The sequence below is a fragment of the Microcoleus sp. SVA1B4 genome, from assembly GCF_036700545.1.
In the GTDB taxonomy this organism is placed as follows: Bacteria; Cyanobacteriota; Cyanobacteriia; order Cyanobacteriales; family Microcoleaceae; genus Microcoleus.
On the sequence record NZ_JAUBPB010000046.1, the window covers coordinates 1 to 26,614 of the forward strand.

Here is a 26,614-nt window from a genome sequence, read left to right on the forward strand (position 1 = left end):
CGTCCCGCCCGTCCTTTTTGGACGGGCGGGACGCCCATCCCACAATCTTGTGGAAGTTATTTAATTCTCATTCCTAAACCCAAAAAATCAGTTCTACCGGCTACACGTAAAAGTGTAAACCAAATCCGGCTGTAGTCCCCCCTTGATTTTTTAATCGGCTTGGAGGAGACGAAAGTTTGTGTATTTGCGGTTTCAACCGCTGAGTCTGATAAGGGAATTTCTGATCCGGATTTAATATTAGACCTGAGTTGAATCCCTCCCCCAATTCATCTGTGGAGTCAAATCTAAAATCTAAAATCTAAAATCTAAAATCTAAAATTATTGCTGGGCGGTTTAAACTGCTGAGTCTGGTCAGGAAAATTCTGACCCGGATTTAATATGAGAGCTTAGTTGAATCCCTCCCCCAATTCATCTGTGGAGTCAAATCTAAAATCTAAAATCTAAAATCTAAAATCTAAAATCTAAAATCTAAAATTATTGCTGGGCGGTTTAAACTGCTGAGTCTGGTCAGGAAAATTCTGACCCGGATTTAATATGAGAGCTTAGTTGAATCCCTCCCCCAATTCATCTGTGGAGTCAAATCTAAAATCTAAAATCTAAAATCTAAAATCTAAAATTGATAGACTGACGGGCTTTATACTGTTTTTTCTGCTAAACTGCCCCGGAATATGTCAATAAATGTTTGATAACTGGTATGATTTACGTGCTTCGAGAGCATAAAATACTCGGAAGCAACCAGTGGGGCCAGACACAAACCTCACTATAAAACGCCGTAGAGGGAAAGATTGCCAGTACCTTGAAGGAAGTTCTCGATCTCCTTAACAGGAGTCAGAAGCCCACATCACAATCTATAGATTTGATGTAGGAGTGTCACATTCTAGAGCGCATTACAGGACAGGCTGAAGTAATGGCGAGACGACAATCTGACCAATTCCACACACCACCGCAATACAACCCATCCCCTAAACCGACGGCACAGTTCAGTGCAGAGGCGACAGGCGATGCGAGTTCCTTCGTAACGGCTGCGCCGAGCGAGGGAAAAAGAACTTTTTGGCAGTGGCAGCTTATCTGGCTGAGTCTCCTGGTGGGATTTGGAGTAACGGGGGCCGCTGCATTTCTGTGGTTGCTGACGATGCCTCCACCGCCCAATTGCCAGCAACTGTCGCCGCTGGCGGCGGACGGAGAGCGACTTTACTGCGCTCAGCAAGCTGCTAAGTCGGGCAAGCTAGAACAGCTAGAATCGGCAATGGCATTGGTGCAGGCTTGGCCGAAAGAACATCCGCTATACTCGCAAGGTCAACATTTGATAGGGGAATGGTCGAAGGCCATTCTGGGATTTGCCAGGGCAAAAATTGAGAGGGGCGATTTGAAAGGTGCTCTGGAGATTGTGGCGAAAATTCCGAAAACCAGTCGGTCTTACCCCGAAGTAGAAGAGGCTGTGACTGCTTGGGAAAAAAATTGGCAGGAGGGCCAAAAACTCTACGATACAGCCCTAGCAGCTTTGAAAAGTGAGGATTTAAGGAAGGCTTGGGATTATGCTCAAGCTTTGTTCAAGCTGGAAAATATTTTCTGGAGTCAGAAGCGTTACAACGAGCTGATAGGGCAGATTTCATTGGAAAGAAACGGCTGGCAGCGCTTGCAAGAGGCTAGAGATTTGGCGAAGGACGAGACTCCGCAAAAGTTCGCTGAGGCGATCGTCCTAGCTCGAAAAATAGACTCGCAGCTTTTTGCCCGCGCTAAAGCTGAGAAGGAAATTGAGGGCTGGAGCCGGACTTTGCTGGCAATGGCGACTAAGCGGTTGGGGGCGAAAGATTTGCCGGGGGCGATCGAGGCTGCTTCTGTTGTGCCACAGGATTCGCTACTATTTGCGGAAGCTCAAGATTTGATGCAGTTGGGTAGGGCTCAGGCAGTGACGTGGAACCAGTCGATATCAACTCCGCTGCCACAACACATTTTTAGCTTGCTGGAAGGGAAGGGGGCTGCTAGCCAAATAGCTCCGGGTCGCCCTCTGTACAAGCAAGCTCAAGTTCAAATTGAAAATTTGCAGGTGCAGTTTCAAGATTTGCTGCGGCTGCAAGTGGCGAGTACGATCGCGAGTTTCGGTCACATAGGGACGTTTGGACTCGCGATCGAGCAAGCGCAAACTATCGGAATCAAGCAGCCGCGGCGGATTCACGCTCAAACTTTAGTGGCTTCTTGGCGCCGGGAAATTCAGCGGATAGAAGACCAATCTTTTCTGACTCTGGCGAAGCAGTTGGCAGAAACGCAAACGGTTGAAGGACTCAAGGGTGGCATGGCTCAGTTAGTCCTGGTTGCTCAAAACCGGCCCCGCAGAATAGAAGCGCAAACTCTCTTGGCTGAGTGGACGAAACGCATAGAAGTTATTCAAGATCAGCCTTTTTTGGATGAAGCGATCGCCCTGGCGAAGCAAGGAAAACTTAGTGCTGCTATTGAAAAAGCTTCGGCAATTAAGAGCGGTAGGATTTTGTACGCGAAAGCTCAGGATAATGTCTATCAGTGGGTGAGCGAACTGCAAGTGGCTCAAGACAGACCGATTCTCGATCGCGCTGCGGAATTGGCATCTCAAGGCAGTCTAGGAGCGGCGATCGATACTGCTTCCCAAATCGGTTACGGTAGGGCGCTGTATTCAGAGGCGGCAGGTGCGATCGGGCGCTGGAGTGCTGAACTCAGAGCCAACAGTGCGCCCCCGCCGGAAGCCGCTCGCGAGTACGCGCCGGAACCCGCTCGCGAGTACGCGCCAGCTCCAGCAGAGGAGTACGCGCCAGCTCCGCGACAGGAGGAGTACGCGCCAGCTCCGCGACAGGAGGAGTACGCGCCAGAGCCAGAGCCTTACTATCCGCCTGCGAGAGAGCCGGAACCGGAACCTTACTATCCGCCTGCTAGAGAGCCGGAACCTTACTATCCGCCTGCGAGAGAGCCGGAACCGGAACCTTACTATCCACCCGCTCCGGAGCCGGAACCTTACTATCCACCCGCGAGAGAACAGGCCCCGGCTCCGGCTCCGGAACCGGCTCCTCCGGCTCCAGCTCCAGAACCGGCGCCACCCTCGATTCCTGAATCGGTTGGACCTCCTGATGCTAATTTGCTCCCGGAGTAATTGGGTTTTCGCGCGATCAGTCTCTAAAATCTCAAATCTAAAATCAAGTGAGTAATTTCCAAGTGCTGACGATCGAAGGCGACCCCATTTTCCGGCTGGGGCTGCGAATCGCTTGCGAGCAGTATCCAGACTTGCAAGTTGTTGCAGAGGTTTCAACCCCAACCGAGGCTTTGCGAGTTCTAGAAACTCGCTCGCTCGACTCTGGAGCAGCCAAGAAGCCCGCAGATTTGGTAATTTTGGCTGTTGAGACCCTAAATTTGCGATCGGGTCAAATAGAGGCGGTGGCATTTTGTCGCCAACTCAAAAGTTTGTACCCCAACCTGCCTCTGTTGCTGCTAGGCGGGCCGCTGACACCGGATCTGTTGGCGGAGTTACAGGCGACGGGCGCGAATGGCTATTGTCCTAAAGGTAGAGATATTTCCCTGACAATCGAAGCTATTCGCGCTGTGGCGTCTGGTTGCACTTATTGGGCGCCGGATGCGGCAGCTAACTCGGAAACAGAACTAAACGCAGCGGTGGTTCAAACAGTAGAAAAATCCGCAGTAATTGTAGATAAAAATGCAGAGAATTCGACAGTTGATACGCCAGTACACAAAAAAATGCTGGCTCATTTGTGCCTCTCTGGACTGCGCGAAATAGATGCAACTTTGGCGGTTGTTCAAGCTGATTTGCAAGATATCAGAGCCGCCGAACCGACAGATTTGCCTTCTATTTTAGATGGGGTTGTACTCAGCGGGCGCCGCAGGGAATTGCTCGCAGCTCGCTGGATAGTCAGTCAGTTATTATTTGAAGGGAAAGGGGAGAAGGCAGAAGGAAGAAAGCAGAGGAAAGAAGGCAGAGGGGAGAAAGAAGAAATTAGAGGCGAGAATTTGTTAAAGAATTCTCAATCGCAATTAGCGAAGTCCCAAGTTTTGGCGGGATCTTTGGTGGTTGCAACTAATTGGCAAGGTAGCTTGTTTGACTCGGCGGCAGCTAAATTGCAGTTTGATTTGGTGAATTTGACTGGCTTGCCTTTGGAAATCGATATTTTGCGATCGACCAAAAAGCGTGAATTGATGACTTCCATCCTGCGGAAGTTAAAGGATTTGCTGGAGGAATTGCGCTTTTCGCAAGTGCAGGAAACTCAATTGTCGCAAAAAATGCCTGCTATTTTACGGGATTTGTGGCAGGCGACAATCATAGATTTTTTTGGCAGATACTATACACTGCAAACGGAAGAAAATCTGGTTTTTGATGGCAGTAAAACCAGCTTGACACTGGGAGAAAGTCAAGGGGAAAGCGCTACTGACATCTGGGCAGGCAGCAGCGTAGAAGTTGTACCGCAGTTGCTAGCAGATGCTGATGTAGTTGCAGCCGAAATCCTTGACAAAATACCGATGACTGTTGATTTTTTTGCACATTTGCTATTTGAAACTCCTCTAACAGTTGACAATGTTTCTTGTGTTGCTGGCAGCCCGGAAGCGATGCAGCGAGCTGAAGCTTTGTTAGAAAATTTGGCAATCCAAGTTGCTAGCGGAGTAGTACAGCCTCTACTAAATAATTTGGCAAATATTGAAGAAATTAAGCAAATTTTTTACGATGGTAAGTTGATTTCGACGCGAGAAATTGAGAGATTTCGCAATGATTTGTCGTGGAGATATAGCTGGGATAGATATTTTGTGGAACCGAAAGCTATTTTTGAAAGCAGGTTTTGGCTGTTTGTTTTGGGCGATTCTGGAATTAAGAGAATTTCTATTTATGCTCCTAGAAATCTAGAGTTAGCACAGTTGTCTGGGTGGCAGTTAGCCTTGACTTTGCTGCTGGAAACCAGGGATGCGATCGCACCTAGAGTTCGCGCGGTTATTTCGCTGTTGGGTGCTGGCGTTGTTTACGTTTTGACTCAGGTAATTGGGCGGGGAATTGGTTTGATCGGGCGGGGAATTATCCAGGGGATTGGTAATTCTTTGCAGGATAGCAAGTTTGGGAAAAATGGGTAATTGGTTGCAGGATATTCTAGGTATAATACTAAATCCCGGTTATTTACCCCAACGATGAAGGTATGCTGAGGAAATCAACAGTCATTAAAAACTGACAATGAAATTGTGTTAAGGTGTAAAGGCATGAGGGTATGATTCCAGAATTTGATGAGCATGGTAACTTGCCACCAGGGGTGCATTGGGCAGAGTGGGAAGAGTTCAAAGACAGATTTGGAACAACACCGCGTCGCAGTCGCATGATAGATGGATTGCAAATGGCAATGGAGCAACTAAAAGCAGCAGGATGCAGGACAATTTACATCAATGGTAGCTTTGTTACTAGCAAAGTAGCTCCTCAAGATTTTGATGCTTGTTGGGATAGGGAGGAGGTGGATATGAATTATCTGAAAACTCATGCTCCTCGACTGAGAAATTATGCAGACCGAGCTGCTCAAAAAGCTTTTTATCGCGGTGAAATATTTCCATCCGACCAACCAGTCGGTAGTTACGATCTAACTTCCTATGAACTATTTCAGCGGGACAGAGAGCGAAATCCCAAAGGAATTATTGCTATAGATTTAGTCAGGTGGTCGCCATGATTAGAAATGAAAATCAATATGAATACACGCAAGAGTTACTGAAAAAATGTGAATATACGCTAGCCCAATATGACGCACAAGATGAAGAGGTAAAAAAGAACGATCCTTGGTGGTCAGTGATGCGTGAATCGATCCAAAGTCACCTGGATGCTTTCAATGCAGAAATAGCTGAGTATGAAAGATTGGTAGGGTGCGATCGCAGCCAAGACCTCAAAATAGAAGTAGACTCGATTTTAGAGCTGCCAAGAGTCTTAATTAAAGCTCGAATTGCTGCCAAAATGAGTCAAAAGGAACTTGCGGATAGGTTGGGGCTTGAAGAAAACAGAATTAAACAATATGAAGAGTCAGATTATCAATGTGCTAGCTGGGTGGAAATTATCGATATTACGGAATCCTTAGCAGTTGAACTAAAAACAGCTAGTTTTGCGGTGGATTTTCAGGAAATAGAAATTAGGAAAAAAACTCTAGCGGAGTTTGTGGAGCGACAAGGAAAGAAGTTAGAAATTAAGGCTCATCAAGTCGAGAAATAGTCATTAGTTATTAGCGAGGGCGAGCGCGAATTTATTCCTAGAAGCATTAACAACCTAAATTATGTCATTCTGAATGAAGCGAAGAATCTCAACAATTTGCAAGACCATCGAAAGTGCGATCGCCTTTATTAGATTCTTCCTTTAATCACAAGTTGTCCCAGGTCTGGCCATCTAGACACAGGAGAATAATCAAATTTCCAAACATCAAGCTCAAAAAGTTGACGATGCTCATCTAAATTCAATTCGACAGATACAGGAACTCCATCTTCATCTAAAAATTCAGCTTCAGCGACTGTTCTGCCAAGCCTTCTGCCTGAATCAGCAGGGCAGGATTTGAAGCGGAGGCTACCCATCCCACCATCGTCCATGTCCTCAACAAGCGCAGTGTTTAGTGTTGGTACTATTACTTCAGCAAGTTTAGAGTTGGTCATAAGTAGAGCTTTAATCAATGCTGATTCACCGAATTTTAGTAGGCGCATTTTTATTATTTTGGTGGTGTAAGACAACCTTTGAGAAAACCATTATTATCATAGGTAAAGGCTAAATAAATTGATTTTATTGCATTTGCCTTATTCCTTATTCCTTATTCCTTATTCATTCTGCTATAAAATGTTTATGGTTGGTGGTACGATCGCTAAATGCTATCCAGTTGACAATCAAGCAATTGGGTCTCTTGCCCCCGAATCCATCGGTGGGAGCAATCTAACATTTAAAATGGGTTGACTTTTTATGAGTATTATGATACCGATAGATGCCGATCGCATAAACAGTTTAGATTTGTCTCCGGTGCGGACTGTGATTGAAAAGTGGCTGGCCGAAGGAGCGATCGCCCAAAACGAACAACAGCTACAATTTGAAATTGAGTATCCGCGCGAAGAGTTAGATCCGCGAGAAATTTCAGAAATTCCCGAAGTGCGGCTGTGGTTTATTCGCTTGGATGCTTGTTACCCTTGGCTGCCATTTTTACTGGATTGGAAAGCGGGAGAATTGGCGCGCTATGCGGCGATGTTGGTGCCGCACCAGTTCCACCGCACCCAAGGTATTCAGTACAATCCTGAAGCTTTGGAAATGTTTTTGATGAACAAAATTTTTGTGTTGACTGATTGGTTGAATCAGCAGGGAATTCCCAGTAAATCGAAGTTGATGGCGATGTCGCAGATGTTTGGTTATGATTTGGAGGATGCTTTTTTTGATGTGATTGTGCCGCACAAATAAGCTGTAAGTAAGCCCACCTAAATTGTATTTTTTGGGCGGGCGGGACGCCCAACCCCTACTCCCCACAAGAAGTCGCTCAAACTTGACTGTAAAATTTAGATGCTTCACACTATTGTGGGGTGGGCTTCTAGCCCGCCCAAAAAGGACGGGCGGGACGCCCATCCCACAATAACAATTAAAATTGTAAGTTATTTAATTCGCGAGCCTAAATTTAGATGCTTCACACTATTGTGGGGTGGGCGTCCCGCCCGCCCAAAAAGGCGTAAGGTGTACAGTGCGTACCCCACAAATAGCGTGGTAAGCCCTCTTCAGAATTTCCTCAGAATTGAGAGTTAGTTTAAATAAACAACGATCGCCCGATTCAATCGATCGAGGAAATTTCCCATGAAAACAGATTACCTCATCGTCGGCAGTGGTTTATCAGCATTGGTTTTCGGAGCTTTGATGGCAAACTCCGGCAAAACCGTACACATCCTCGAAGCTCACGAGCATCCCGGAGGCTTTGGTCACACCTTTACGATGGCCAAAAAATACACCTTTAATGCCCAATTCCACTACGTTTGGGACTGCGGCGAAGGACATACAGTCAATCGAGTTCTCAAAAAACTCGGTCTCGATCGAGATGTCACCTTTGAGCGGTACGATCCGAATGGCTACGACCACATGAGAATGCCTGGGTATGCACTGGATATTCCCTCGGAACCAGAGGAACTGATCCGCCGATTGTCGGCGCTGTTTCCCGAAGCGGGCGAGAGAATTCGCCAATTCGTCAACGAAGTCGAGAAAACCGGCGAAGGACTAAGAAAACTCGCTCCTCCCGTCAAACCAATTGAATTGCTCAAAAACTTCGGTGACGTATTCTGTGCCGTCCAACACCTCAACAGTACACTTCAGGACGTTTTCGACAAGTTCCAACTCCCGCAAGCCGCCCAAACCCTATTAGCCCTGCAATGGCCGGACTTTTTGCTGCCTCCAAATCAGCTTTCTTTCTATGCTTGGATTGCCTTGTTTAGAGGCTATCAAGAAGGCGCATTTTACCCGACGCAGCATTTTGAATCTGTCATCAATTCTTTAGTTAATGTCATTGAATCCAACGGAGGGAAAGTTCTACTAAACCATGAAGTCACGAATTTTAGGGTGACAAACAGAACAGTAACTGGCGTTGAAGCGATAGATTTGACCACCCATCAAACCCATGAATTCACGGGTGACACGGTGATTTGCAACCTCGACCCGAAAAGAGCGGCCAAAATGATTGGAGAGGAACTGTTCTCTAAAAAAGTGCGGCGAAAACTCAACTATGAGTATTCTGCATCTAACTACATGGTGTACTGCGTTGTCAAAGATATCGATCTCCGAGATTATGGATTTGGCAAGTGGAATACGTTTCATTCGGAACACTTGGATCTAAATGAAGCTTTTGCTCAAATGTATGAGCACAATGATTTTTCTCGTCCGAGCTTTGCAATTACAACGCCAACTTTACTGACGGAAGCGCGGCGGGATTGTCCAGAAGATTGTCAAATTGTGGAATTTCTGACTGTTGCTAATTACAGCTATTTTAAACAGCTTTGGGAGAGCGATCGCAAAGCTTACAGACAGAAGAAACAAGAGATTCTGGACTCGATTTTAGATGTAGTTGAAAAACACTATGTTCCGAATTTCCGCAAACACATGGTGTTTCATATTACCGGAAGTCCGACGACTAACGAGCGCTTCTGTTGGTGTCCTAACGGCAATTCCTACGGTTCTACTCTGACGCCAAAAAACATGGGGGTCGATCGACTAAATCATGAAACATCCCTCAACAATTTCTATTTCTGCAACGCCTCTTCGGGCTATCCAGGCTTTGCGCCGACATTTTGGACGGGGGCGCTGCTTTATCAACGTTTATCCGGCGATGCGATTTTAGGCTAAGGAAAATTGGCAATTGGTTATTTTCCTGTTTCTCTCGTTTCTTGGCAAAGCCAAGAAATGAATTTCACTCTTGCTCTGCCTCTTCTTAAAAATCTCTAGTTTCTGCTCTCATTATCTCGTTCCTTGGCTCTGCCAAGGAATGAATTTCTGGAGGCTCTGCCTCCTCTTAAAAATGACGAAGCACAGCAAGACTCAAATGCGTTTCCACATTATACCTGGAAACGAGAATTTCTTCTTCTTCCTTCTTCCTTCTTCCTTCTTCCTTCTTCCCGACATCCGTTACATCCGTTACATCCGTTACATCCGTTACATCCGTTACATCCGTTACATCCGTTGCCGAACTTCTTCCTATCAATCTAGGAGTGAACTATGAGAATTGCAATTGTTGGGGGCGGAGCCAGTGGTATGGCAGCAGCCTACTGGCTCGATAAACAGGGGCATCACGTCACTGTGTTGGAAAAGCAGCCGATTTTAGGCGGACACATTCGGACGCTGAACAAAAATGTTGTACCCAATCAATCTGAGTGCAATGAAATATTAGAAAATGGAGTGCTGGAATTTCCCACTGTATTTTACAATTTCGCGGCTTTTATGCAGGAGCTAGACGTTGAATTAGAACCTGTGCAGATTGGTTCCGCGCTGTTTTTTAAAGATGGCACCCACTTTTTGTCTGCGGTATCTATCCAAAAGAATTTCACCGGAATCCAACGCCTGATCGAGTATTTGCGACTTGATAGTCTCTACGCTCGTTCGGCGGGATTTATTTTAAAAATGCGGTTTGCTAAACAGCACGATTTCTACGATGTGTCGCTTTCTGAGTCTTTGAAAAGCTCGTGCGTCCGCAATTATTGGCTGAAGTTGCTGACGATGTACAGCTACTCGATACCGTTTGAATTGCTCGACAATTTCCCGGCCGAATTAGCGATGCCTGTTCTACGCGAATATGGCTTGGTCAACTGGGTGAGGATTAAAGGCGGGGTGTATTCTTACATTGAAAAGATTTTGGAGCGATTTAAGGGCGATATACGGCTAAATGTGGAGATTGCCAATATTTTTAGAAGTGCGAATGCTGTAAAAATTGTGCTTTCTGATGGGGAAATCCAGGAATTTGAGAAGGTGGTTTTTGCGATGCCACCAGATCAAGTGATGAGGTTATTGTCTGATCCGACTGATGCGGAAACGAAGCGGTTTTCGGCGTGGAAAGCCAATTATGCAACCACTGTACTGCATTCGGATACATCGATGTACGATCGCTATGGTATCCGCAAGTTATCAGAATTTGATTTTTTCGAGACGGACAAGGGATGGGGATATAATGCGAGCTTGAATCAGCTTTGCGGTATCTCCTCGCCACGAGAGTACAGTTTAGCTTTTCAACTGCAGGAGTCGATCGCCCAAAAGCACATTATTCACATTCAGAAACATCACACGCCGCTGTACACTGTCGAGTCTTTTCGATATCGAAATGAAGTTATCGAGACTAATGGCGAGAACAACACTTATCATGCGGGAGCTTATTTGGGGGATGGTTTGCACGAAGGAGCCATTACCTCTGCTTTGCGAGTCGCGAAATTAATCGGGTGAGCTCAATTGTGATGCTACAAACTCTCGCAAATATCAGTAAATTTCTTGCCGGTGCAACACTCTCACAAAAGTAATGATGTCGGCATCAAAAGTTAAACCAATGCGAGAGTCGTACACTCGGATGCGAAATTAATTTTTGGCCTTGCCTAAGCTGCGACACCACGTGCTGCAGTTAAGTAGACATCATTGCTCAAAGATGGGGGGATTGTTGATCCGGCTAACTGAGTACCCTCAAAGTTGGTTCCCGTGAAACTTGCGCCGCTCAAGTCGGCTTCGCTCAAGTCTGCATAGCACAGCCTAGCCCAATCGAGGTTTGCCTGCACCAAAGAAACCCCCACCAGATTTGCCCTGGTTAAATCTGCTCCCATCAACTGGACGCCCCGCAACTGAGCCCCGCTGAGATTGGCAGCTAACAAGTTCGAGCCTTCCAGGTTTACCCCGTTCAGTTTGGCTTCGCTCAGGTTGACGCCATTGAGATCCGTCCTGCTCAGGTCGATGCCATTGATGTAAGCTTTCCTGAGATAGATGCCTGTTAGTTGAGCGCCAAAAAGCTTTGCACCGCTGAGTTTTGCCCCTCCGCAGTTGGCCCAATTGAGGTTTGCTCCCGTGAGGTTCGCGCCCCGCAGGTTGATGAATTGCATGTCGGCTGTACACAAATTGGCGTTCCAGAGGATGGCGCTCCGCAGGTTGCTACCGATGAGTTGGGCGCCACTCAACTTTGCCCTGGGCAGTTTTGCTTTGACGAGGAAAGCTCCGCTGAGATTGGCTTTTGTCAGCTCTGCATCGGCTAGTCTGGCTTGACCCATTTTGGCAAAACTCAGATTTGCCCTGTAAAGGTTTGCGTCGTTGAGCTCTGCTTTGGTGAGATGCGCCCGACTCAGGTTAGCTCCCGACAGGTTAGCCCTTGAAAGGTTGACGCCAACTAACATAGCTCCGCTGAGGTTTGCTCCGCTGAGGTTTGCGTCAGCAAAGTCTCTGTTTCCATTTTCGTACTCTTTGAGCAGCTCGGTTACTTCCATACGGGTCACATTCCTTATAGCGGAAATTAATCTAGAAATAAACACTCTTTATAAGTATTTTATCTCAAAAGGAGCGGACTGGATCGCACTTTCAAGAAAGCTGACAATTAACTTTATATTTATACATATACTTTGTGCTTTTTCCATAGTCCCGACCGTTTTGAACTCATAGTCTGAAACCCTTGATTTATCGTGAGTCTCTAGTATGCTTCGGCAAGCGTTGCGATCGTACTGAGATCCGTGAAACCGTTATTCTCAGTAGGTAAGTCATCAAACACTGTCCGAAGTGTTAATCAATAGTTAAAATCAATATAGCAATTCTTGCAGGAGTCGTAAATTTTTTACCCCACCCCAACCCTCCCCTTATCAAGGGGAGGGAGTAAGAGATTCACAAAGGATTTTCACAAATGATTTAGGATTGCTATATTCTTGTTGTCCACTGTGGCTAACAGCTTTTTTAAACCGAGACTGCAAATTTGTTGGTTGTTTTTGAGTCAGGTGTCGCGAAGGCTGGCAGGAGCATAGCTGCATATTTGATCTACTGTCATTTTTCAGGAAAATTAGATGTGGAACAACAGCTTAATCAGCCCGAATTTTTCTCGGTAGTCTCGCAGCAGTTCTGCTCGTGCTTTTCCATATTTCCTTGAGTCGATCGGGGTTAAAAGTAATTTCAGAGATTGTACTTCTGAGGAATTTATCGATATGCCTAACGGTAGATGCTATTTGTTCAAAACCTAGCAGATAATATACTGCAGATTGTAGAAAACTAACAGCGAGTAATATCTGTATAGACTCACCCCCTCAACTGGCAGTTAGGCAAATGTGTCAATCTATGTTATGCTGAGTCAAAAGTGAGGAATTATCATGTCCAAAGAAAGAAAAAGCAATAAAGAAGTCAAAAAGCCAAAGAAACAACCTGATGGTGTTGCTAAGCCGAAGGATGACAAAAAAAATTATGGTAGCACGGACGGCCGCAAGTAGAGATAGCGGCCACTCTCGGAATTGCGATTAATTTTGTGTAATTGTCATTACTATCGATTTTTAACAGATTTAAATATCCTATTTTGGGATAATCCGAAAACAGGTTTATTATATCTAGGGAATATGCAGTGCTAAACCCAAAGTATAATGAAATCTGTTTTTAGCGATGAATATGAAACATTCTGTCGCCGATCGAATTTAACACCATTTATTTAGACTTTGTTGAAAAAAAAATATAGTTCGATCGCCCAAATCTATCACAGCGATATCTCAGTCACCGCAATATTACCCTCAAAACACACGTCAACATCAGTCCCCGCCGCCCGATCGCGCGAGCCATATTCTCCGGCATAATAAAAGTATTCTCCCTCCACCCGGTAAACCACAGGCAGCGGCTGCGTCGAAGGCTGGCAAAACACAATTTCCGGTTCCGCACTTCCGGGCGCTAAATGCGGCAAATTCACATTCCAGAAACACCCCGACTTTGGTTCCCGATTCAGCAAATCCGCCAACACCCGCGATGTCCAACGAGTAGCGACATCCCAGTCTATTTCGAGCGGCCTTTTAATCCGGTGGGAAATTGCGATGCCCGGAATACCGTGCATGGCTGCTTCCCGCACAGCCGCAACCGTACCCGAAATATACACGTCAACCCCCAAATTGCCACCCGCGTTAATACCCGAAAGCACCAAATCCGGTTTCGCACAAACGTGATGAAGAGCAATACGCACGCAATCGGCCGGTGTTCCCCCTACAGCATACTCAAATTCCGATCGCCGATCGACATGAATCGGACTGTGAGCCGTCACCTGATGCCCGCAGCCCGACAATTGGCCTTGGGGAGCCACCATAATTGTTTTGCCCTTTACTGCTTGCAAAAGTGCTTGAATGCCGGGAGCATCGATGCCGTCGTCGTTGGTTAAAATTATCGTCATTAAAGATGTGTCGGTTTTATAGAACCGATTTGAGAGCGCAGAGGCTGGCAACCTTCTGCTAGCTCTAGCCCAAATTGGTTGTTGATTGGTGGCGATCGTCAGTATGAGCATTGCCACACATTTATATCATCGCATTAATTGAACAATTGCCCCAGAAATGTGGCGCGCCACATTTTAGCCGAGTCGCACCTTGATATGACAGCTAAAGCGACTTGTTACGCTTGCCCCTGTGCAGCATTCATGACATCAGTGTCGATGCAAACATCAATTAATCACATAATTTTTTCCTCGGCTCTCCCCGATGCTTGGTCTTAAAAGTAGCAGATGATACTAAGTATCTGAGACTGAACCTTGAAACCCTCGATCGTCCTAAATTATTAGCTTGCGTTATCACCATAAGTACGAGAGAGCCGATAATAAGTTAATGTCGATTCCAATTGCGCTTTGACGCAGGGGATGGGAGAATAGATATCAAATCTTTATCAAAGATAGTATCTAAGTTACAGTCCTCATTTCCCATTCATAAATCAAATACTTATCTACACTGTTACCATTATTACATTTTAACTCAGGAGAGCCACATGAACGAACCCACTAAAAGCAATACCAAAGCAGTAACAGAGGGCTGTGCCGTTCCACAGTCGATTATGACCGCCAGTCGGGATGAACTAGATGAACCACATAAGATGATCCAATTGGAGATTATTGAGGGGAAACTACCAGAGGACTTGCAAGGTCACGTTTTTATTGTTGCTCCAGTCGGCACTGTTGAATCAGGAGGACTCCCATTTAAAGACGGAGACTCATTGTTGAATGGCGATGGCATGATTTATAGGCTTGATTTTGATCAACCAGGCAAAGTGTTGGTGAAGACTCGCCTTGTTAAGCCACCGGATTACTATGCTGACAAAGCAACACAGCCTGGAGGCGAGTATGAAAAGTATAAATTCCTCAATCGCGGCATTGCTCGGTTGTCTATGTCTCTGGGTCTGCGTAATCAATTAAATACAGCTTTTCTACCCATGAAATTTGCTGCGGACTCCTGCGATCGCTTGCTAGTTACCTATGATGCAGGTCGTCCTTATGAAATTGATACAGACACCCTGGAAGTGGTAACACCAGTTGGATCGAATCAAGAGTGGCGGGGGGAACTGGATCAACTCAAAATTCCAATAATAATTAATCCTAAGAAATTTCCTTGCAAAAGTATTTTGAGTACGGCTCATCCTGCCTTTGATTATTCCGGTGAAGGTAAGATGTTTACAGTTAATTACGGCAGATCAGCGGCTAGTTTTATAGAAGGCATTCAGTGGGTTTATGAGATCGAAGAAATTCCCCAACTAATAGAGGAAATTATCGTAGCACTGACGGGGTTCTGTCAAACAGATTTGCTCAAAGATATTTCCCGTGCTGTGTTCGGCTTCTCCCGAGACATAGTTGAAAACCTAATGAGTTCCATTGGAAGTATATTTGGGAAAGAATTGGAGGATTTTACCTATGTAGTTTGCTGGGATGGTGTTGGCGAACTGGAACGATGGAAGCTGGTACTGCCTGATGGCACGCCAGTTAAAATTGAACAAACTATTCATCAAATAGGAGTAACTAAAGATTATGTGGTACTGATGGACACCGCCTTCATTACGGGTCTGGAGCAGATAATCAACAACCCATTTCCCAAGAATAAAAAACTAGAGCAGCACTTGAGAAAATTACTAGAACGTCCGCCTCTGCCGGATTCTAATATTTATATCGTGCGCCGTGCCGATCTAAAAGCAGGCCAGCGTCCAGCTAGCAGTAATAAGGAAGTTGAAGTCGTCGCCCAGAAAGTGGTAATTCCTCTCGAAGCTGCCCATTTTTTGGTGGATTATGATAATCCCAATGGCAATATCACTCTCCACGTTGCCCACCTTTGTGGAATGCAAGTAGCTGAATGGCTTAGAATGTATGATGTTTCAGCCTCCAAACCCCACAAACCCGTGCCACCTTACCTGCATGGTATGGAACACGATGAGACTGACATCGGACGAATGGGGCGCTACATAATTCATGGAGAGACTGGACAACTGATTGAGTCCCAAGTTATCTCCGACATCAACGCCACATGGGCTGTCGATCTCTATGCCTACTTAGATAGGCTCCCTACAGGTTTGACTCCAGGAAAGCTAGAAAATGTCTACTGGAGTTCGTTTGGACTGTGGCGAGATTTGATGACAAAATACATTGTCGATCTGTACGACGATTATAAGTACCGATTAATACCGCTCTCAGAAGTTATCCGCTTAGCCCAAAAGGGTAAACCTGCTTGCTTGTTCAGGCTGCACCCAAAGTCGATGGTGATTGCCGATCGCTATGAGTTCCCTTGTGGCTACATGACGCTATCACCCCAGTTCATACCCCGTGGTGATGGTGAAAGTTCTACAAACGGTTACATCGTCTGTGCTGTTTGTTTTGAAGACGAAAAATTGGGACCCACAAATCAAATTTGGATTTTCAATGGTAACAAACTGTCAGATGGCCCCCTGTGCAAATTGCATAATTCAAAACTCAAGTTTGGGTTTACGTTGCATACAGCATGGTTGCGACAGATTTCTAAGCGCCAAGCTAGTTACAAGATTCCAGTGCAACAGGATTACCAGGAGCTAGTCGATCAAAACGAGCCAGAGATTAGGAAGCTGTTTGAGAATGAGGTGTACCCCCATTTTCATTAAGAAACTCACCTGCCAAAAGCGCGATCGCGCTTTTGGCAGTGGGCTTCTTGGTTCATATACACTCTTTAAAAAGGTCAAACAAGAAAGGAAAGTAAAAATATGATAATTCTTTCGGGATACGAAATTATAGAAAAAATTTACGAAGGAGTAAGGACTGTTGTATATAGAGCTAAAAAACATGGTTACAGACAACCAGTTATCATTAAAATTATTAAATATGATTATCCTAGCCTTGAACAAATCACCAATTTAAGGCAAGAATTTATAATTACTCAAAATTTAGAGTGTGAAGGAATTGTCAAAACTTACAACTTAGAAAATTATCAGAATAGTTTAGCGCTAATATTAGAAGATTTTGGGGGTCTATCCCTTTATCATTTTATGGCAGCCAATAACCTGTCAATAACCGAGTTGCTGAGGGTAGCGATCGCTCTATCCGAAACTTTGATCTATCTCCATGAAGTACCGATCATTCACAAAGACATTAAGCCCTCAAATATCATTATCAATCCAGCGACCGGAAAAGTAAAACTGACTGACTTTAGTATTTCATCGCGATTGGAATTGAAAAACCAAAGCATTAGCAATCCCAACTTGCTAGAAGGGACTCTCGCTTATATGTCACCCGAACAAACGGGGAGGATGAATCGAGCAATTGACTACCGCACCGATTTCTATTCTTTAGGAGTGACTTTCTATGAAATGCTGACCAACCAGTTGCCATTTACTACCACCGATCCGATGGAGTTGGTTTACTGTCATATTGCCAAACAACCCGTCCCACCTAAAGAGGTAGCAGAAATTCCCCAAGTGGTTTCAGATATTGTGATGAAACTGTTAGCAAAAAATGCGGAAGACCGATATCAAAGTGCGGCGGGATTAAAATTTGACCTGGAAACTTGTTTGCAGCAATTGCAGACAACTGGGAAGATTGAAAACTTTCCCATCGGTCAACGCGATCGCGGCAACCAATTACTCATTACCCAGAAGCTTTATGGTAGAGAAACCGAAGTCCAAATTCTTCTAGAGGCCTTTGGACGAGTCAGCCTCGGTGCCACCGAGATGATGTTAGTTTCCGGTTATTCCGGGATTGGTAAAACTTCAATCGTCAATGAAGTTCATAAACCAATTGTAGCAGCTAGGGGATATTTTATTGCGGGTAAGTTTGACCAATTTAAGCGCAATATTCCCTATGCAGCTTTAATCCAAGCATTTCAGGAATTAGTTCGTCAGCTATTAACCGAAAGTTCCGAACTGATTGCGGTTTGGAAAGAAAACTTATTAAAAGCGCTAGATAATAACGGTCAAGTTATTATTGATGTTATCCCCGAAGTAGAACTAATTATCGGTAAACACCCGGAAGTTCCTCAACTGGGATCTTCGGAATCGCAAAACAGATTTAATCGGGTATTTCAACAATTTATTCGCGTTTTTTGTCAACCAGAACACCCGCTAGTCATATTCCTAGACGATTTACAGTGGGCAGATTCGGCATCTCTAAAGTTAATCCAACTCTTAGTCACTGACCCAGATAGCAAATATTTATTAACGATTGGAGCTTATAGAGATAACGAAGTCAGTCCCGTTCATCCTTTAATTCAGACCATAGAAAAAATTCAAGAAAATGAAACGGTGGTGAATAATATCACCATTCAGGCGCTGGCTTTGGATAGCGTCAACCAATTAATCGCCGACACTCTCGATGGCAGCGTAAACTCAGAGCAAATCAAAGTTTTTTCTGAATTACTTTTTAATAAAACCCAAGGCAATCCCTTTTTCTTAACCCAGCTACTCAAAACCCTGTACTCAGAAAATCTGCTGGTTTATCAAGTAGATACAGACCGCTGGGAGTGGGATATTCAACAAATCCAAGCAATTTGTATCGCAGATTTCAATATTGTTGAACTGGTTGCCCGAAATATTCGCAAACTCCCAGAAACAACCCAGAAATCATTAAAATTAGCGGCTTGTATCGGCAACCAATTTAATTTAGAAGTTTTATCAATTGTCAATGAAGAATCAAACTTAGCGACGGCTGCTCATTTGTGGGAAGCAATGCAAGCTGGTTTGATTCTGCCGCTGTCTGAAAATTACAAAATTCCTCTAGTGTTTGCCCAGGAAGAGTTGGCATCTATACGCGATATCAAAGTTGACTACAAATTTTTGCATGACCGGGTGCAGCAAGCTGCTTATTCTTTGATTCCAGAGTCAGAGAAAAAAGCGACTCACTTGAAAATTGGTCAACTGTTGCTGAATAATACAACACAGCAAGAGCGAAAAGATAATATTTTTGCTCTGGTTAACCAACTGAATTTTGGCACAGATTTGCTAACTAATCAGTCAGAAAAAGATGAGTTAGCCCAATTAAACCTGATTGCTGGACAGAAAGCGAAGGCAGCTACTGCATATGAAGCCGCTGTTAATTATTTGAATGTAGGTATAGAACTCCTGAGCCAAGATAGCTGGGAAAGTAGATACGATGTGACATTTAATTTTTATCGGGAAGCGGCGGAAGCCGAATATCTTAATGCTAATTTAGAACGAGCGGAAATTTTGTGCGATCGCGTGTTTCAAAAAGCCAAAACAATCCTCGAACAAGTCAACTTATACGAACTGAAAATTAGAATTTACCTCGCTAAAAATCAAAATAATGATGGCTTAGATGCCGGACTGCAAGTTCTAAAGATGCTAGGAGTGACCCTATATGAATCACCCCCGCAAGAACTCAATATTGAGGAGTTAGCAAACCTGCCTGAAATGAGCGAACCCTACAAGCAGGCTGCTATGCAGCTTTTAGTTCTTATATTCCCACCTGCTTGCTTTGCAGAAAGCCCGCTATCGCTACCTATTATATATACTATGGTGGAACTTTCTCGTCAGTACGGGAATTCGCCGCAATCTACTTACGCCTATTCTGTTTACGGTATATTCGTATCTTGGCTATTCTCAGATATAAATTTATCCTATCAACTGGGGCAACTGGCTTTGCAGCTATTAGATAAGTTAGATGCTAGAGAGTTTCGTTCTAAAGTTTTAGTTAATGTTTCCATCGGTATTATCCACCTCAAAAAGCATACTAGGGAAACGATAGAACCCCTTCGTCAAGCAATTAATAGCGGCTTAGAATTTGGAGATATAGAATATGCTTGTCATGGTGCTGATTACTATTGCTCGCATTTATTTTTTAAGGCAGAGCATCTAGACTATGTGCAAGAACAGCAAAAACTATATATTGACTTGGCAGAAAGATTGTCCCAAGAACACCAGTTATATTTACTCAAAATTCTCGGTCAATTAGTAGAAAATTTAAGGGGGATGACAGATAATAAGCTGATCTTGATGGGCAGCATATTAAATGAGAAAAAAGCTATCTCTTATTTAAGAGAAGTAAATAATTTCATTTGCTTGTTCAGGCTTTATTTTGCCAAAACTGTAGTTTGCTATTTGTTTAAGCAGTATGAAGAAGCTATCGAGTTTGCGAGAGAGGGATTTAAATATTCAGGTTACGTTCAATCAAATATTAGTTTTATTGAACATACTTTTTACTATTGTCTGATTCTTTTAGCCCAGTATGTTCAAGAAGATGCAGGAGAGGAAGAAAAGAAACAAGAATACCTCAACCAAGTAGAAGAAACTCAGAAAAACCTAAAAAATTGGGCGTTACATTGCCCAGCCAATTACCAGCATAAGTATGACTTAGTAGAAGCAGAAAAAGCCCGCGTCTTAGGGCAATCTTTCTCAGCAATGGAATATTACGACCGGGCGATTGATGGAGCCAAGGAAAATGGATACGTTCAGCACGAAGCCCTTGCCAATGAATTAGCTGGAGAATTCTATTTAGCATTAGGTCGTCAGAAAGTAGCGCGTACCTACATGATAGACGCTTACTATGCTTATATTCGCTGGGGAGCAAAGGCAAAAGTTAAGGATTTAGAAGAGCGCCATGCTGAATTACTCGCACCTATCGTCGGTAGGAAAAATAGCCTGACGAGTGGAAGAGACGAAACGATGGTTCAGAGCAGAACCACTGTCACTTCTACCAGTTCAGGTGCTGGACAAGCTCTGGATTTATCAACAATTATCAAAGCCTCCCAAGCGCTCTCAGGGGAAGTTCATTTAGATAAGTTACTCTCGAATTTGATGCAAGTCTTGCTGGAAAATGCGGGAGCGGAAAAATTTTATTTCCTCATACCTGACCCAGCAGGTAAGTGGAAAATTGAAGCTCAATGTACGGGTGAACGATGTCAATTAATCTCCAAGTCAGCGACTGAAAGTCAAGAGATTCCTATCTCGCTGGTTAATTATGTACAACGCACGCAAGAAACTCTGGCGATCGATGATGCAACGAATAAAAGCAGGTTTGCATCTGACCCGTATATTATTCAGCAGCGACCTAAATCTATCTTGTGTAGCCCCCTGATTAATCAAGGTAAGTTGGTGGGCATCCTATACCTAGAAAATAATTTAACAGCGGGGGCTTTTACGCGCGATCGCCTAGAAGTCCTCAACATCATTTCCGCCCAAGCTGCGATCTCCATCGAAAATGCCCGTCTCTATCAAACTTTAGAAGAAAAGGTGCAACAACGCACCGCCCAACTCGCCCAAGCAAACCAGGAAATTAGCAGCCTCAACAACAAACTCAAAGCCGAAAACATCCGCCTCAGTGCTGAGTTAGAAGTCACCAAACGACTGCAACAAATGATCTTGCCCAAACAATCAGAACTAGATAAAATTAAAGGATTAGAAATAGCTGGATATATGGAACCTGCCGATGAAGTTGGTGGCGACTACTACGACGTGCTAACCCAAAATGATCAGGTAAAAATTACCATCGGCGATGTTACAGGACATGGTTTAGAAAGTGGCGTATTAATGATTATGGCGCAAACCGCCGTCCGCACTCTCCAACAAATGAACGAAACCGATCCGGTGAAGTTTCTTGATGTGTTAAACCGCACCCTTTATGCCAATATCGAGCGCATCGACTCGTCTAGAAACATGACCTTGGCTTTGTTAGATTATCAAGATAGTAACTTTACCCTCAGCGGTCAACATGAAGAAGTTATCGTAGTCCGTACTGATGGTAACATCGAACTGATCGATACATTGGAACTCGGTTTTCCCCTGGGATTAGAGGAAGATATTTCGGGTTTTGTTTCCCAAATTCAAGTGCATCTTAATCCAGGGGATGTAGTAGTGCTTTACACAGATGGAATTACCGAAGCTATAAATATAAATCGAGTGTATTACGGCATAGAAAGATTGTGCCAAGTGGTGAAAGAAAATCGCCACAAAACGGTTGAAGAAATTCGACAAGCAGTAATTGATGATGTGCGGCAACATATTGACGAACAGAAAGTTTTTGACGACATTACGCTGGTAGTCCTAAAACAGAAATAACGCAAGTTGGGAATTGGGAATTGGTAATTGGTAATTGGTAAATTGTTTGAGCGTCCGACGATCGAAACCGACTTCACGCCCAACAATTTTGGCAATGGTGCGCGGACTCACGAAGGTGCGATCGAAAGCTGAGCGCCACGTCTGTGCTAAATTGGGCGATCGGGCGAATTGGTATAATCAAAGGCAACATCAGCGCTTTCACGGGTCAAACACTGCTTTCGATCGCAGCCCCAATGCCGCGACTGCCTCCGGTAAAAGAAATTTGTGTGTATCCGTACCAACTGACAGCAAAACCTGGTGAGTATTAGAGGCGATCGCAGGTTGAACAGACAAAACTTGCACTTTCATCGTCTTAATGAGTAATATCAAATCCGTTGGTATCGGAATTATTGATCTCTCTCTTCTCTTCCTCTGTGTCCTCTGCGGTCTCTGCGGTTAAATCATTCCAAAATTAGACATCTCATTAAAAGCTAAGTCTAAATCCCCCTTTCCTGCCAATAAGAGTAAAAGGGAGATTTAGGACGATCGCTAAAGCGTCAAAGACTGAGGATTGGTCTCAATCAATTTCGCTAAATCCTGCAAGAAAGACGCCGCATCCGCACCGTAAATAATCCGGTGATCGCAAGTAATATTCACCTGCATTTGGCGCTTCACTCCCATCAAACCATCTTCATTAGCCACTACTTGCGGCCGTGAAGAGCCGATCGCCAAAATCGAGCCTTGATTCGGCGGCAAAATCGCGTCAAACTTGTCTACTCCAAACATTCCCAAATTGGAAAGAGTAAAAGTTCCCGTGCTGTATTCATCAGGCTTCAACTGCTTGGTGCGGGCGCGATCGACTAAATCCTTCCAAGTGCGGGAGAGCGAATAAATATCGAGGCGATCGGCATTTTGCAACACCGGCGTAATCAAACCGCCGCCATCCATCGCCACCGCTACCGCCACATTAATATCAGCGCGGTATTGAATTCCCGACTCCACATAAGAAGCATTCAGCAGAGGATGTTTTTGTAAAGTTACAGCTACAGCCTTCGCCAGCATAGCCGTCATCGTGACGCCCTTCGACTTAATTTGTTTGTAGAGTTTGTCGAGATTATCAGTAGTAATTGTGTAACCGACGCGGAAAGAAGGCACGCTCAAACTTGCTTCCATATTCCGCACCACCGCATTTTGCAGCGCATTCATCGGTACTTTTTGGCCCGAAAGTGCGATCGCCGGGACTGGTGCGGGTGCGGGTTTGGCTGCTGCGGGGGCGGGTGCGGGTGCTGCGGGTGCGGGTGCTGCGGGAACTGTTACCGCTTGCTGAACCGGAGCTGGTTGAGCTTTGCCGGCTGCTGCTTCCACATCCTCTGCGACAATGCGACCGTTGGGCCCGCTGCCTTTGATAGAATTCAAATCTACTTTAAACTCTTTGGCTAATTTGCGAGCGCGGGGAGAAACGACGCTGCGGCCGTTTTGGCGACTAACATTTTGCTGTAAACCTACTGAGGATGTAGCTGCGATCGCAGGAGCGGGGCTGGGAGCAGGGGCTGCTGCTGCGGTTGGGGCTGCTGCTCCTTGCTGCTGAGCTGTGGCGATTTCGGCTTCTGTTTCTGCTACCAGGGCGATTGCCGCCCCCACCGGAGCTACTTCGCCTGCAGGTACGATAATTATTGCTAAATAGCCTTCGTAGAAAGACTCGACATCCATGTCGGCTTTGTCGGATTCAACGACTACCACCGTTTCGCCTTTTTCTACTTTGTCTCCGGCGGATTTGACCCAGGAAACAATTTTGCCCTCTGTCATGGTAGAACTCAGGGCTGGCATGAAAACTTCGCGAATCATCTGTAAAAAGTCCTTTTGTGTTGGTAATAGGTAATCGGTATTTGGCAATTGAGCATTGGCGATCGGCCACCGGCAATACTTATTATTATGCCAGTGTCTCGCATTCTTGATGTGTGACTGTTGACTCAAAATCAATTGCCAATTACCGATCGCCAATTACCACTTACCAATTTCTAAATATCACCTCGAATTTCTTCGACTATGCCGTCGCGGAGGAGAATTTCTACTTGCATTTTTTGAATCAAGTTTTCTCCCAGCCCGACAGTGAACGTGCCGTCAATTTGACCTTGACTCACTTCTTGTTCCAGGTCTAGCACCTGCACTTGCTGAAGCTGTTGCAGGTTTTGGTTTTTCTGTTCTAGCAGTTCGCTTTTTCTTTGATTCACCTGCACTTGAATGTTTTCTATTTGCTGCATTACTTGCGGGCCTGGGGGCTGCAAATTTGACTTTTGGATTTCTGAAATCATCCGCTGCCCTTGCATTTCTAACTGTTGTAGCTGAGAGTCTATTTGGTTGATTTGGGCTTGGAGTTGCTGTTGAGCTTCTTCTTTCCAGCGAGGAGTAACGACGACTTTAACGTTAATCGATCGCTTCAAGAGTAATTGTGGTTCCATAAAGTTGTTGCTTGTCAATTAGGAATTAGGCATTAGTCATGAGTCATTAGTTGGTAAACCTGAACTAATGGCCCAGGACTGAGGACTCGGAATCGGGACTCGGGTGTTGGGATAATTTTTTCTTTTCCATTCCCCAAGTCCAGCGAATATTTCAAAACATCCCGTCAATCATATCGCGGTAGTGTTGCGTCACAACCGGGCGCTTAATTTTCAGGGTCTGGGTCAACATTCCATTCTCGATCGAAAATGGCTCCTGAATCAAGCGGAACGGGCCGATGCGATCGTCCGCGCGGTATCCAGGGCGATTTTGCACCTCTCGGTTCAATTCTTTGCGGAATAAATCTTGAATTGTCTTGCTATTCCAGTCAATTTCGTGTATGGGGGGATTCTGAGTTTCTGCCCATTTCTGCACGGCTTCTGCATTGGGGACAATTAAGGCGCCGACGGATTTCTGGTCTTGACCTACTAGCATAATTTGGTCGATGTAGGGGCTGCGGACGCAGGCGTCTTCTATGGGCTGGGGTTCGATGTTTTCGCCGTTGGTGAGGACGATCGTATCTTTGGCCCGCCCGGTCAAGATTAAGTCGTTTCCCGGTGTCAGCCAGCCCAAATCGCCGGTGTCGAACCAGCCTTCGGAGTCGATCGCCTTGGCAGTCGCTTGGGGATTAAGATAATAACCTGCCATGATTTGCGGCCCGCGCGCCAATACCAAGCCGCGCTGGCCTGTTGGCAGTTGCTGTCGGGTTTCTGGGTCTACTATTTTAATTTCCGTATGGGCAATGGGCTGTCCAGCGGAACCTTTAAGATTGTGCCAAGGGCGGCGCACAGTTAAAACCGGGGACGTTTCGGTTAAACCATATCCCACCAACAAACCGATATTCGCTATTTCAAAGAAATTGTCTAAATGCGTTGCCAAAGAACCGCCGCCGCTAATTGCCCATTTTAAGCGTCCCCCTGTAGCTTCCCTGACTTTTTTGTAAACCAATTTTTCTGCCAGGCCGTGTACGGGCGACCACAGAATGCTTTTGATGCGGGCGATTAGTTTTTCGGAAGCAGAAGCCGGTTTCAAACTGAGAGTTAATCCTTGGAAAATGCGGCGGTTCTCGATGTATTGCTGGCTGGCAGATAACAGGAAATTCACCAATTTTTGTTTATTAGGCGGCTGTTCCCGAAATTGCTTTTGTACGGCCTCATAAATCGATTCCCAGATGCGCGGAACGCTGACCATGTACTGGGGTTTGTAAGTTTTAAAGTCTTGTTTGAAATAGCGAATATTGGTGTAAATTTGCGTGCATCCTTGGGAAAGCAGGAAGTATTCGACGCTGCGTTCGTAGGCGTGCCAACTGGGCAGAATGCTGAGGACGCCGTCGCCGCCTTCGGGCTGGAGAATTGTGCCCAAGGTGTTGAGTTGGTGCAGGAGGTTGCCGTGAGTCAGCATGACGCCTTTGGGTTTGCCGGTGGTGCCGCTGGTGTAGAGGAGGGTGGCAAGGGTTTGAGGCTTGTGGTTGGTGGGTTTGAGGGGACGGTTTGCCCCTGTGGTCATCACTTGGGAAAATTTGACTGTGCTTAGGGTTTGGCTGGTTTCCGGTTCTTCGTCGGAGAGGAGGACGATGAGTTGGATGGGCAAATCTGGGAGGCGGTGTTGCAGTTTTTTGAGTAATGCCAGGTTTTCGACTACCAAGGCGGTGCTGCCGCTGTCTTGGATGATGTACAGGAGTTCTTCGGGGTCGGCGGTGGCGCCTCGAACGGCGTTGGCTGCCCCGGCCATCATGATACCTTGGTCGGCTATCAGCCAGCGGGGGCTGTTGTCGGCGAAGAGGGCGACGCGGGGAGGGACTGCTTCTTCGGGATTTGGTTCGATGCCGAGAGCTTGGAGGCCAGCGGCGAATTGCTGGATTTGCTGGTAGAGGTCGGTGTAGGTGAGTTTGATTTCTGGCTGGGTGTGGGGATCGTGGAGGGCGACGGTTTGACCGAATTTTTGTTTGACGATCGCCCAAATTTCGGGTATCGATCGAATGGAACTGTAATCGATTAGCTTGCTGAGGTTCGCGCGTTCGCGATCTGCCATTTGAGATGATGCGTAAGATGCTGTGCTGTTCATAAGGTATTTTCCTGAGTTTGTGCAGATAAAGTTATTGGCTATAAGTTTAATATCACAGTTATTTTAGAACTATCTGGCAGTCTCGTGACAGTTTACCAACGTGCCATTGTCTAT

At 45.3% G+C, this 26,614-nt stretch carries 16 protein-coding genes; 9 read left to right on the forward strand and 7 right to left on the reverse strand.

Annotation, left to right across the window (positions count from 1 at the left end):
• The first annotated feature begins 907 nt into the window (after positions 1 to 907).
• The 4 genes from QT987_RS19745 (at position 908) to QT987_RS19760 (ending at position 6,202) form a co-directional block, all read left to right on the forward strand.
• Positions 908 to 3,118: a hypothetical protein gene (locus tag QT987_RS19745; RefSeq protein ID WP_333243231.1), complete on the forward strand. Its 2,211-nt coding sequence runs from the start codon at positions 908 to 910 to the stop codon at positions 3,116 to 3,118.
• Between the two features lie 47 nt (positions 3,119 to 3,165).
• On the forward strand, positions 3,166 to 5,094 hold the full coding sequence (locus QT987_RS19750; protein WP_333243233.1) for a DUF3685 domain-containing protein: 1,929 nt from the start codon (positions 3,166 to 3,168) through the stop codon (positions 5,092 to 5,094).
• Positions 5,095 to 5,225: 131 nt separating this feature from the next.
• Positions 5,226 to 5,672 (forward strand): DUF6932 family protein, encoded by a 447-nt coding sequence (locus QT987_RS19755; RefSeq protein WP_333243236.1) that lies wholly within the window; start codon positions 5,226 to 5,228, stop codon positions 5,670 to 5,672.
• A complete protein-coding gene (locus QT987_RS19760; RefSeq protein WP_333243239.1) occupies positions 5,669 to 6,202 on the forward strand; it encodes a helix-turn-helix transcriptional regulator in 534 nt (177 codons plus the stop codon). The genes QT987_RS19755 and QT987_RS19760 overlap by 4 nt, the downstream gene beginning before the upstream one ends.
• 128 nt (positions 6,203 to 6,330) lie before the next feature.
• Here QT987_RS19760 and QT987_RS19765 read toward each other — a convergent pair whose 3' ends face one another.
• Entirely contained in the window at positions 6,331 to 6,708 is a 378-nt protein-coding gene (locus tag QT987_RS19765; protein WP_333243242.1) for a DUF6984 family protein, read from the reverse strand.
• A 223-nt stretch (positions 6,709 to 6,931) separates the two neighbouring features.
• Here QT987_RS19765 and QT987_RS19770 point away from each other — a divergent pair, with 223 nt between their 5' ends.
• From QT987_RS19770 to QT987_RS19780, 3 genes are all read left to right on the forward strand, one after another.
• Positions 6,932 to 7,417 carry a CRR6 family NdhI maturation factor gene (locus QT987_RS19770; protein ID WP_333243245.1) on the forward strand — a complete coding sequence of 162 codons (486 nt, stop codon included), beginning with the start codon at positions 6,932 to 6,934 and terminating at the stop codon, positions 7,415 to 7,417.
• A 384-nt stretch (positions 7,418 to 7,801) separates the two neighbouring features.
• Positions 7,802 to 9,334, forward strand: coding sequence for an NAD(P)/FAD-dependent oxidoreductase (locus QT987_RS19775; protein ID WP_333243248.1), 1,533 nt, complete (start codon positions 7,802 to 7,804; stop codon positions 9,332 to 9,334).
• A 369-nt stretch (positions 9,335 to 9,703) separates the two neighbouring features.
• Entirely contained in the window at positions 9,704 to 10,918 is a 1,215-nt protein-coding gene (locus QT987_RS19780) for an FAD-dependent oxidoreductase (RefSeq protein ID WP_333243251.1), read from the forward strand.
• A gap of 146 nt (positions 10,919 to 11,064) precedes the next feature.
• On the opposite strand, the gene QT987_RS19785 is transcribed toward QT987_RS19780, so the two are convergent.
• Together QT987_RS19785 and surE are read right to left on the reverse strand one after the other, a co-directional pair.
• Positions 11,065 to 11,937: a pentapeptide repeat-containing protein gene (locus QT987_RS19785; RefSeq protein ID WP_333243255.1), complete on the reverse strand. Its 873-nt coding sequence runs from the start codon at positions 11,935 to 11,937 to the stop codon at positions 11,065 to 11,067.
• 1,238 nt (positions 11,938 to 13,175) lie between these two features.
• A complete protein-coding gene (gene surE / locus QT987_RS19790) occupies positions 13,176 to 13,853 on the reverse strand; it encodes a 5'/3'-nucleotidase SurE (protein WP_333243324.1) in 678 nt (225 codons plus the stop codon).
• 581 nt (positions 13,854 to 14,434) lie between these two features.
• On the opposite strand from surE, the gene QT987_RS19795 reads away from it, so the two are divergent.
• Positions 14,435 to 16,561: a carotenoid oxygenase family protein gene (locus tag QT987_RS19795; protein WP_333243259.1), complete on the forward strand. Its 2,127-nt coding sequence runs from the start codon at positions 14,435 to 14,437 to the stop codon at positions 16,559 to 16,561.
• A gap of 99 nt (positions 16,562 to 16,660) precedes the next feature.
• Positions 16,661 to 21,961 carry an AAA family ATPase gene (locus tag QT987_RS19800; protein WP_333243262.1) on the forward strand — a complete coding sequence of 1,767 codons (5,301 nt, stop codon included), beginning with the start codon at positions 16,661 to 16,663 and terminating at the stop codon, positions 21,959 to 21,961.
• Positions 21,962 to 22,159: 198 nt separating this feature from the next.
• Here QT987_RS19800 and QT987_RS19805 read toward each other — a convergent pair whose 3' ends face one another.
• The 4 genes from QT987_RS19805 to QT987_RS19820 all read right to left on the reverse strand — a co-directional run bounded on the left by QT987_RS19805 (position 22,160) and on the right by QT987_RS19820 (position 26,500).
• Entirely contained in the window at positions 22,160 to 22,294 is a 135-nt protein-coding gene (locus QT987_RS19805) for a hypothetical protein (protein ID WP_333243265.1), read from the reverse strand.
• Positions 22,295 to 22,489: 195 nt separating this feature from the next.
• Positions 22,490 to 23,785 carry a dihydrolipoamide acetyltransferase family protein gene (locus tag QT987_RS19810; protein WP_333243327.1) on the reverse strand — a complete coding sequence of 432 codons (1,296 nt, stop codon included), beginning with the start codon at positions 23,783 to 23,785 and terminating at the stop codon, positions 22,490 to 22,492.
• Between the two features lie 173 nt (positions 23,786 to 23,958).
• A complete protein-coding gene (locus tag QT987_RS19815; protein WP_333054966.1) occupies positions 23,959 to 24,399 on the reverse strand; it encodes a YlqD family protein in 441 nt (146 codons plus the stop codon).
• A 151-nt stretch (positions 24,400 to 24,550) separates the two neighbouring features.
• The gene (locus QT987_RS19820; protein WP_333243268.1) at positions 24,551 to 26,500 is read right to left on the reverse strand and encodes a long-chain fatty acid--CoA ligase; all 1,950 of its coding nucleotides are present in this window, start codon (positions 26,498 to 26,500) and stop codon (positions 24,551 to 24,553) included.
• Positions 26,501 to 26,614: the final 114 nt, after the last annotated feature.